This is a genomic window from Ruegeria sp. CE8 (genome assembly GCF_056537465.1).
On the sequence record NZ_JBQFRP010000030.1, the window covers coordinates 1 to 2,769 of the forward strand.

Below are 2,769 nucleotides of genomic sequence, written 5' to 3' on the forward strand. Positions count from 1 at the left end.
CGGGAACTCCGGTGGCAACGGGAACTCCGGTGGCAACGGGAACTCCGGTGGCAACGGGAACTCCGGTGGCAACGGGAACTCCGGTGGCAACGGGAACTCCGGTGGCAACGGAAACGCGAGCGGCAACGGGAACGGAAACTCTGGTGGCAACGGGAACGGAAATGGCCAGGATAACAGGTAAGAAAAATTGTTTTTCACACCCCAAACAATTTGATTATGATAATTTGATATGAGAGTACTGCTGGCAGAAGACGAGCCACACCTGTGCAACCAGATCAAGTGGCTTCTTGTTGCCGAAGGCCGGGTGGTAGATGTGGTCCACAACGGCACTGAGGCATTACATTTAGGGGCCACTGAGCCCTACGACGTGATAATCTTGGACATCGGACTGCCAGAACGCGACGGGATTTCCGTTCTGCGAGAATGGCGATCCGCAGGCATATCGACGCCGGTGCTTATCTTGACAGCTCGTGACGGTTGGAGCGAACGGGTAGATGGCCTGGATGCTGGCGCCGATGACTACATGGTCAAACCATTTCACTTGCCAGAGCTTGCCGCCCGTGTGCGCGCCATACTTCGTCGCCAAAGCGGTCAGCTAAACCCAATCATCGAGATTGGCAGCGTTACCCTCGACACACGGACTGGTCGCGTTTCGCTTGACGGTGTACCCGTTAACCTGACAGCCCAGGAAATTGCTGTTCTTTCTTACCTTGCCCACAACGCTGGTCGTATGGTGTCGCGGACAGAGCTTTCCGAGCACATATATGAGTATGACGGAGATCGGGACTCGAACACGATTGCCGTATTTATCAACCGGCTGCGAAAAAAGCTGGGCCCCAATGTGATTACCACGGTGAGAGGGCGCGGTTATAGGATCGATGCAATCTAATGTTGTCGCTACGCCAACGGGCCTTGTTGGGCGGCATTGCTTCCGGGGCCGTTTCCGTAGCTATCGGAACTATCGCGGTCTTCTCGATCATAGACTCAAGGATTTCGGCGCAGTTCGACAATACACTTGATGACCGTCATACTCAGGTCGTTGTCGCGCTAAGTATTACAACTGAGAATCCCGGCGCCCTGAGCGATTTCCTACATGACCCGGCTTATGGTGTGCCGTTTTCAGGGCGGTACTGGCAGGTCACCAGCGGCAATGGCGAGATTATTACGTCCGCCTCTATGTTTGACGAAACGATAGCCGAACCAAACAGTTCATCGGTTGGAACCACGATCTGGAATACACCCGGACCAGACAATGAATTGGTTCGCAGCGCCTATCAGATGATCACTTACGATGACGGGACGGTTTGGGGAGTCAGTGTTGCAGAAAGCCAACTCCAACTAGTCAGCGAACGGCGTTCCGCGCAAAAAAGCCTGCTGCCCGTTTTCGCACTGGTTGGGGTCATTGGCGTCGCGAGTTCGCTGCTGTTGATGTCGGCTATCATGGGACCGCTGCGCAAATTACGGGAGGATGTCGCGCAACGCTGGGACACCGATGAGGACCTTAAGCCAACAGAATACCCCGAGGAGGTGTCACCTTTGGTCGAAGATCTGAACCAGTTGTTGCTCCGTAACCGGGACATTGTTTCCGGCTCTCGAAGGCAGGCGGCTGACTTGGCTCACTCGCTCAAAACACCAGCCTCAATCTTGCGAAACGAATTGAGGAGCTTGTCGCAAAACGGTGCCTCAACAGGGGTGGCGCAAGAAGCCCTCGACAGAATCGAGGCGCAACTGAGCCGCTCGCTGGCGCGTATGAGGGCCTCAAACACGGCAGAACTGACCCATTCGCGAACCGATTTATCCCATTCGGTCAACAGATTAGCCAAGCTGTTCGCTATCGTTGCCGAGCGCGAAGGCAAAGAATTCGTTGTCGAATGCGACGAAGCTATTTGGGTTCGGATGGACGCGCAGGACATTGAAGAGGTCATCGGCAATCTTCTGGATAATGCGTTTAAATGGAGCACACGAACCGTGGCCCTTTCAGTCCAAAAAAAGGGCGATACCATCGAATTGCGTGTCAAAGATGACGGTCCGGGGATTCCGGAAAAGGAACAAAGAGAAGCGCTGCGCTCAGGCGGGCGCTTGGATACGTCTGTCGCCGGGACAGGGTTAGGTCTGGCAATAGCAGTGGATCTCTTAAACGCATACGGCGCGAAACTCATTCTTGGGACATCCGAACAACTGGGTGGGTTAGAAAGCCTCGTCGTTCTTTCTTCGGGACGAGAACCTCGCGCTTAGATTGAACTTTTTCCCAGCTACGCCCGTACGCAATTTGCGCCCTTTGGCACCGAGATCTACAAAGACGCCGAGGCTCTGGTTCATACCCTAAGTAACGCAAAGAAATAGGCTACAGGATGACCATCGAAAGCCGCCGTTAACGGACGCTCATGAATATTCACCGTCCCGACCACAACCCGCGTTCGGTGCATTCCAAGATCTCCGCCGCGCAGGCCACCGGCCCCGAGAACCGACTAACGAAAATCACACTGACGACCGCAGCATTGTAAAGGACGCGACCACCACAGGAAAAATCAGACCATAAGCGACAAGATACCCGTCTGCGTGAAAATGATCCAAATTTTAGCAATCTGCAGCAGGACGCGGTACCCGATCATTCGGGCCGAAAAAGGGTCAATTGACCACACACTGGGGCACTGGTGCTAGGGTCAGGACTCATAGCCAATAGATGACGAGAGCTGCGAGGGCGATTGCTGAGAGGAAGACCTTCGGGTACCTGTCGTACCGGGTTGCCACGCGGCGCCAATCCTTGAG

Annotated in this window: 3 protein-coding genes and 1 pseudogene; 3 read left to right on the plus strand and 1 reads right to left on the minus strand. The window is 54.6% G+C overall.

Annotated elements, in window-relative coordinates:
• The 3 genes from ACR0AA_RS23215 to ACR0AA_RS23225 all read left to right on the plus strand — a co-directional run.
• Positions 1-181 (plus strand): hypothetical protein (locus ACR0AA_RS23215; RefSeq protein WP_480757748.1); only part of this gene is annotated, 181 nt, incomplete at its 5' end.
• A gap of 48 nt (positions 182-229) precedes the next feature.
• On the plus strand, positions 230-889 hold the full coding sequence (locus ACR0AA_RS23220) for a response regulator transcription factor (protein WP_480666408.1): 660 nt from the start codon (positions 230-232) through the stop codon (positions 887-889).
• Positions 889-2,235 carry a sensor histidine kinase gene (locus tag ACR0AA_RS23225; protein ID WP_480757751.1) on the plus strand — a complete coding sequence of 449 codons (1,347 nt, stop codon included), beginning with the start codon at positions 889-891 and terminating at the stop codon, positions 2,233-2,235. Before ACR0AA_RS23220 ends, ACR0AA_RS23225 begins: the two co-directional genes overlap by 1 nt.
• A 435-nt stretch (positions 2,236-2,670) precedes the next feature.
• Here the strand turns inward: ACR0AA_RS23225 and ACR0AA_RS23230 are convergent.
• Positions 2,671-2,769, minus strand: a pseudogene (locus ACR0AA_RS23230) (IS5/IS1182 family transposase); the annotation flags it as partial.

Bases quoted from the DNA above. Each gene is read 5' to 3' on its own strand.
- ACR0AA_RS23220 (WP_480666408.1), top strand. From the start codon at position 230: ATGAGAGTACTGCTGGCAGAAGACGAGCCACACCTGTGCAACCAGATC.
- ACR0AA_RS23225 (WP_480757751.1), top strand. From the start codon at position 889: ATGTTGTCGCTACGCCAACGGGCCTTGTTGGGCGGCATTGCTTCCGGG.